At 60.3% G+C, this 6,488-nt stretch carries 5 protein-coding genes and 1 pseudogene; 5 read left to right on the top strand and 1 reads right to left on the bottom strand.

What is annotated here, in order from left to right; all coding sequences use genetic code 11:
- Together Q1K49_RS06425 and Q1K49_RS06420 are read left to right on the top strand one after the other, a co-directional pair.
- On the top strand, positions 1-851 hold an 851-nt coding region (locus Q1K49_RS06425; protein ID WP_300524173.1), incomplete at its 5' end, for a sensor histidine kinase.
- A complete protein-coding gene (locus Q1K49_RS06420; RefSeq protein WP_300524171.1) occupies positions 820-1,524 on the top strand; it encodes a response regulator transcription factor in 705 nt (234 codons plus the stop codon). The genes Q1K49_RS06425 and Q1K49_RS06420, both read left to right, overlap by 32 nt.
- A gap of 264 nt (positions 1,525-1,788) precedes the next feature.
- Here the strand turns inward: Q1K49_RS06420 and fliD are convergent, their stop codons facing one another.
- Positions 1,789-4,083 (bottom strand): flagellar filament capping protein FliD, encoded by a 2,295-nt coding sequence (gene fliD, locus Q1K49_RS06415; protein ID WP_300524169.1) that lies wholly within the window; start codon positions 4,081-4,083, stop codon positions 1,789-1,791.
- A 397-nt stretch (positions 4,084-4,480) separates the two neighbouring features.
- Here fliD and Q1K49_RS06410 point away from each other — a divergent pair, with 397 nt between their 5' ends.
- The 3 genes and pseudogenes from Q1K49_RS06410 to Q1K49_RS06400 form a co-directional block, all read left to right on the top strand.
- Positions 4,481-5,080, top strand: coding sequence for a hypothetical protein (locus tag Q1K49_RS06410; RefSeq protein ID WP_300524167.1), 600 nt, complete (start codon positions 4,481-4,483; stop codon positions 5,078-5,080).
- A 27-nt stretch (positions 5,081-5,107) separates the two neighbouring features.
- Positions 5,108-6,181 (top strand): lysylphosphatidylglycerol synthase transmembrane domain-containing protein, encoded by a 1,074-nt coding sequence (locus Q1K49_RS06405; protein ID WP_300524165.1) that lies wholly within the window; start codon positions 5,108-5,110, stop codon positions 6,179-6,181.
- Positions 6,165-6,488, top strand: a pseudogene (locus tag Q1K49_RS06400) (methyltransferase); the annotation flags it as partial. The gene Q1K49_RS06405 and the pseudogene Q1K49_RS06400, both read left to right, overlap by 17 nt.

Raw genomic sequence — 6,488 nt, 5'->3', positions numbered from 1 at the left:
GCATGCTCCGCGCTCGCCGGGAGGAATTGCAGCGGGATGTGAAGCGCATGGAGAGCATCCTCCACCGGAGTGTGGAGATGATCCAGAAGATTCGCGTCGCCATGGAGATCATCCATTCCCGCATGGAGGACATGCAGGATGTCACGCAGAGCCTGGACGCGAAATCCCTCATGCTCGCGCTGCAGTTTGTCGAGCGGGATCGCCTGCGCCTTGCCAGGGACATTCACGACGGTCCGGCGCAGCAGTTTTCCGGGGTGCTCCTCCTGCTCGAAATGGTCCAGCGCCTCGAGGAGCTCGGCGAGAAGGACCGTGCGGCGGAAGAACTGGCGAAGGCGAGGAACACGCTGGGAGAGTCCCTGGGAGACATGAGAACGCTCCTGTGGCAATTGCGCCCTGTCGGCATCGGGGAAGGCCTGCGGGTTGCCCTGCAGCGGTTCACCGATCAGGTGAAGGGGCGTTACGCTGTTCCCTGTGTGCTCCGAATGGAGGGAAATGACGTCCGCATCGGCCAGCTCATCGCGGCCAATGCATTCCGGATCGTCCAGGAGGCGGTGGCGAACGCGGTGCTCAAGGGAAGAGCGCGAAACATCGTCGTCTCCTGCAGCGTCGGGAATGATGTATTGCGCCTCAAGATCGTTGACGACGGCTGTGGTTTCGATGTGGAGGAGGTTCTCGGAAAGGCCAGGAACCGAGAATGCTATGGTCTCGACAACATGCAGGAACGTGCCCGCCTTGCGGGGGGCACGTTCCGGATCGAAAGCCGGCCGGAACGGGGAACGAAGGTGACTGTGGAGCTACCGCTGTGGGAGGGAAACGACGATGGAAAAAATCCGCATAGTGCTTGCCGATGATCACAGGCTTTTTCGTGATGGTATGCGCCGTCTCCTGGAGCTCGAGCCGGATCTCGAAATCGTCGGCGAAGCCGGTGATGGTATCGAGGCGGTACGTGTCATCCGGGACGTGCAGCCCGACATCGTGCTTCTGGATGTCTCCATGCCAAAATTGAGCGGCATCGACGTCGTCCGGGAGCTCCGCAGCGTTCGGGAGATGAAGAGGGATCCCAAATTCGTGGCCATCACCGCCCATGATGACGAGGAATATCTTCGCTCCCTCTCGGCGGTGGGGGTGCACGGATATGTGCTCAAGTCCTCGGGAATGATGGAACTGCTCTCGGCGGTCCGCTCCGTCGCCAGAGGTGAACCCTACGTGGACCAGAAAGTGGCGGGGCGGCTTCTCACATCTTTTCATGCCCGGCGGGAGGAGGCGGACATTCTCGCCGACCTGACTCCCAAGGAGAAGGAAGTGCTCTATTGGGTCTCCCAGGGAATGAGCAATCAGGATGTGGCGAACCGGATGGTCCTTTCCGAGAAGACCGTCAAAAATCATGTGAGCCACGTTCTCCGGAAACTTGATCTTCGTGACAGGACCCAGGCGGCGGTGCTGGCTTGGAAACTCGGGCTCGCTCAGGCGGACCCGAGGGCCTTTGCCGTCGCAAGGGAGGCCCATGCGGAAGGAGAGGAATAGGAGGGGCGGAGGGGGCGTCCTGCGTCGCCGGTGTACATTGACGGAGAATTGTCCTGCGAGAGGTCTCCAGAAGCGTTTTCAGAAGAGGCGGGGTGCTCCTCGCCTCTTCTGCTGCGAAAAAAGGCGGTCCCCCTTTGGAGCGGCACATCGCTCGCAAGGGGGACCGCCTTTCGTTTTCGGGTCTACCGGCTGACAGAGGAAAAGAAGGACGTGCTCCTTCGCCTGCAGAAGGGATGTGCCGCCGGTCTGCGCTGCGGAGCAGGATCAGCTCGCGGCTTGTTGTTTTGCGGTCAGGGCCGACAGCGTGCTTGCCAGCCAGGAATACTGCTGGTTGAGCTTTGCCAGGGTCACTTCCATTTGGCTGTACTGGTCGAAGAGGCCGCGCTGCTTGATGGAAAGCTGTTGTTCGAATCTGCTGATGCGTTTGTCGATGCTGGTGATCTGCGAGTTCAGATGGCTGATCTGGCTGGCGACGCGTCCTTTGATGGTGACGGCGGAGCCGACGGCGATCTGGGAGCTGTCCACGAGGTTTCCGAAGTAGGTGTCCATGTTGGTCATGGCGGCGGTGAGCAGGTTGCCCACGTAGGCGGACGTGTCCTGGACGTGGTGTGTCGCGTCCAGGGGGTTCGACACGTCGATGCCGAGCTTCTTCAGGACGCCGTTCGGATCCTGGAGGGTGATGTTCGCGTCGATGTCCGTGCTCGCGATGGAGAGCACGTTGTCGATGATGGTGCTCCTGACGCGGATGCGGTCACCGGACGCCTCGTCCTTGGCGAGGTTGATCTTGGCGTTGACGTCCGCCAGAGTGTCCGTGGCCTTGACGGTGATCCGGGCCTGCTTTCCGCCGACGCTGATGAGGAAGTCCCCTCCGGCGAAGTCCGTCTTCAGTTGATTGAGCGGCGTGGTGGAACTCCCCAGGGCGTCGGTCATCCACTGATCCATGAAGGGCAGGGAGCCCGGAGTGGCTGCGGCCATGAAGGCCTCCTTGTCGAAGACCAGTTTGCCGCTTTTGCCGTAGTCCGTCTTTTCGGTGGAGATGCCGATCTGGGAGAGCTGTTTCAAAGGCCCCAGGATGTTCAACGGATCCGTTACGAGGCGGCGGAGCTGGGACTTGGTCTGCCAGAGCAGGGAATCGCCGTGGAGAAGACCGAACTTTTTGTAGAAATCGTCGCTCCGCTTGGGATCGTCCTTGGCGAGGCTGTCCACCGCGGACTCCTCGGAAAGGCGGACGTTGATCCACTCCATGGCGTCGTTGTAGGCCGCGACGAATTCCTCGATGGATTCGACGGCCTTTTCCATGTCCGACACCACGTCCAGCGTGACTTTTCCCGGTCCCTGCAGATTGAGGGTGACGCCGCCGATAAGGTCGTCGATGGTGTTGCTGGAACGGGTCACCCGGACTCCTTCGACGAGAAGTTCCGCGTTCTGAGCGGCGGTGTAGTGGTCGGCGTCGTTGAGGTTCAGGCCGAGGGCGGCGATGATGTCATCCCCCGTGCCGGGCTCCAGGAAGAAAACGCTCTGGTCCACCTTCGGGTTGCCCAGGGTCACCGTGAGGGCTGTTCCGTCCGCCGGGCCGGCGAGCCACGTGATCGTTCCCGTATTGGCGTCGTAGGTGTAATCGGCCCCCTCCTCGTAGGTCACGCCTCCTCCTGAGATGGAGATCGACGTGGGGAAAAGCCCGGAAGGCGGGAGCGTCAGGGTGTTCGTGGCGGCTTTGGTGATGTTCTGTGTCGCCGCATAGGTGACGTCGTACTGAACCCCTGCGGGAGGTTTGCTGCCTCCGGTGAGCCAGGTGATCTTCCCTGTAGACTGGTTGTAGGTAAAATCCGTTCCGGACTGGTAGGTGACGGCTCCGTATTTGAGTTGGAGGATGTCAGGAAAGGCACCGCCGGAAGTGCGGAAAGGAACGGCGTCCACATCGCCGGAAGCACTCCGCGTGAGCTTGCCCTCCGTGATGGAGATGGTGTTGGTGCCGCTTGCCGCGCTGGAGATCACGAGGCGGTTGTCGATGAGTTTGGAGGTAACGCCCACGCTCGCTCCGCTCGCCGCGTCGGTGGCTCGGGCGATCATCTGGTTGATCGCCCGCAGGCTGTCCGACGCAGCGACGCTGATCTCCGCCACCTTGTCCCCCACGCGGATGGAGAAGGTGCCCGTCAGGCCGAGCGCCTCGGAGGCGCTGTCGAAGCGGGTGCCGATACGGGTCTCCGCCACGGCTTTCTGGAGCACTTCGATGTTCCACCTGCCGATGTAGGCTTCCGTGGTGGCCGTGGCGGTGAGGATAGCCGCGTCGGAAACGCCGGTGGTGAGCGACGTGATCTCTGCCTGTTTCATCTTGTACGTGGAAGGCTGCTTCAGGACCGTGAGGGCATTCCGCGCACCCTTCAGAACGGCGGAAAACTCCTCGTAGAGTTTCACCTTGAGACGCAGGGTGTCCTGCTGGGTCTCCCAGAGTTCCACGGGTTTGCGCGCTTTTTCCATGATCTTGTCGATCATGTCTCCCCAACTGATACCGGAGCTGACTCCTGGCATGGAGAAGAGCGGTTCGTTGTAATCTGCCATCGTGTTGTCCCTCCCCGGAAACGGCCTCGTCGATGTTTTCCTCATGGGGGAGGCCGAAATACCCCCTATCATCCCTTGTATCGGTTACGGCGGGTCGGCTCTTGATCCGGAGGAGGGCATTTCTTCATGTCGTCTTCCAGGCGCCGTTCCGTTTCCAAACGCTCGTTCTCTCGGGTATGCACGAGTATTCCCTTTACGGGCATCGGTGAAGAGCGTCGAACCTTTCCTCGCGAGGAAGTGTTTGTCTCGCGAACAAGGGTTTTCGGTTCCGTGGTAGAATAGTCCGCATGTCATGGAACATGCGGTGCGCGGTACAGGCTGCCTGTTGTAGGAGAATGATGTGTCATGCAGGGACGAACGGAAGTTCGAGGGCGGTGTCGTCTGAGGAGGGGTGGCCTTGCGAATCTACGTGGATGACCAGGAGTGGACGGAGCAGACGTTCCCCGAAGAAAAGGACGCGCTCTGGAGAGAGATCGCCCAGCGGATCGGTCGCGAGGGACGTGTTCCCTGTGAGGTTCGGGTCGACGGGGAGTTTCTGGACCAGGAAGCGTTCGCATCGCTTTCGGGTGGCAACGAAGTGCGCATTCGGACCGAATCGCTTCGGGAACTTCTTCGGGATTCTCTGGAACAGGCGAAACACTACGTTCCTGCACTTGTAAGCGGACTTAGCGCCATTGCCGACAGGTTCGAGGCGGAAAAACCCCAGGAAGCTCTTACGCTGCTCCATCAGGCGTCGGAGGGAGTGGAATGGCTGTTCAAGGTTCTCGAGAACACCCGCATGCTTTCCGGTATTGAAGAAGGGGAGATCGGCGACGGAGATTTCGCCGCGTCGCGGAACAGCCTTGCGCTCACGCTTCAGGTTGTCGTGACCGCCCTTGAAGAGGGGCGCTATTTTGAAACGGCCTATAAGATTCGGGAGGAACTGCTTCCGGTGGTGACGCACATGGGAACCTATGTCGACGCCATGTCTCAGCTCGTGGGGAATCGTGTGCAATAGCATGGCGGGAGAAAGGGATTTTCTTCGGTGACCGTACGGAAGGGAATTGCTCTCTTTCTGGGGCTCACGGCGGCGGTGAGCGCTGCCGTGCTTTTTGCCACGGTGGACAGGACGACGCTCCACCTTCTCCTCGGGGCGAAGAAGGAAGGGTTGCTCCTTGCCCTAGGGGTGATTATCGTTGCGTGGAGCTGTGATACGCTGCGGTTCTGTTATTTCGCGAAAGCGGCGGGGGAGCGGGTCCCTCTCAAACTGGGACTGTCTCTCACATGGCTCAATTATTTCGGTTCCGCCATCACGCCCATGCAGGGCGGCGGGGGTCCCTTCCAAATGTACGTGCTCTACAAGAGAGGTGTTCCCATCGGAAAATGCGTGGCCATAACGCTCACGAGGACCCTGATCACTCTTTTCCTGCTGGGGTTCTTCGCCCCTCTGGCGTTGATCTTCCGCCCCGAATTTTTCAAGGGACGGATTTTCATCAAGGGCATCTTCACCTGGGTTCTCTTCTTTGTGATCTGTTCGTGGGTGCTGGTGATCTGCAGCATTCTCTACCCGAAGGTCATCAAGCGCCTCGGCAGTTGGGTCACCCTCGTTCTCAACCGCCTGGGCTTCCTCAAGAAGCGGTACAACCTCTCCATCGTCCGGCGCATCTACAAGGAAATCGACAACTACCGCGAGAACTTCCGCCTCTTCTTCTCCGGCGGGTTGCCCCACTTCATTCTCGGTGTCGTTTTTTCCTGTCTGCATCTTCTCTGCCTCTTCTCCGTGCTGCCCTGCCTCATCTGGGCGGTAGGCCTTCCCGTGCACTACTTCGAGGCTCTTATGGTGCAGGCTCTTTTCATGTTCGTGCTCTATTTCGTTCCCACGCCGGGGGCGAGCGGTGTTGCGGAAGGCGGGGGCGCGGCGATCTTCAAATTGCTCGTGCCGTTGAACCTGGCGGGTGTCATGGCGATTTCCTGGCGGTTCTACACGGAATACCTGGCGATCTTCATGGGAGGTATCGTGGCGGTCAAGTTCCTGGGCTGGGGCATCACCGAGAAGATCCTGAACGAAAGCAGGCAGGAAAAAGAGGAGACGAACGGAGAGAATGCAGAAGCCCAGTGACGTCTCAACGTCGGTGCCCCTGGGAGCGTGGGCGTTTCGCCTTCGCGGGGGGGCATGGAGTCTTGCCTACGTGGTTCTGCTCGGCCTGGCGCGCCCCACGCTCCCGAGTCTTCTGGCGGGGTTGGTGTTCGTGTTTTTGGGGCAGATGCTCCGTTTTTGGGGGGTCGGGTGCATCGTCCGCTACCGCGGGGAAAAAGTGGGTGCGGAGCGGCTGGTCACCTGGGGGCCCTTCGCCTTCGTCAGGAACCCGCTGTACTTGGGCAACGGCCTGCTCGGCCTCGGATGGGCTGTCGCGGGCAACACCCTT

This window comes from Aminiphilus sp., assembly GCF_029975095.1.
Lineage (GTDB): Bacteria > Synergistota > Synergistia > Synergistales > Aminiphilaceae > Aminiphilus.
This window is presented reverse-complemented; position numbering and strand designations above follow the sequence as displayed.

Bases quoted from the DNA above. Each gene is read 5' to 3' on its own strand.
- Q1K49_RS06420 (WP_300524171.1), top strand. From the start codon at position 820: ATGGAAAAAATCCGCATAGTGCTTGCCGATGATCACAGGCTTTTTCGT.
- fliD (WP_300524169.1), bottom strand. From the start codon at position 4,083: ATGGCAGATTACAACGAACCGCTCTTCTCCATGCCAGGAGTCAGCTCC.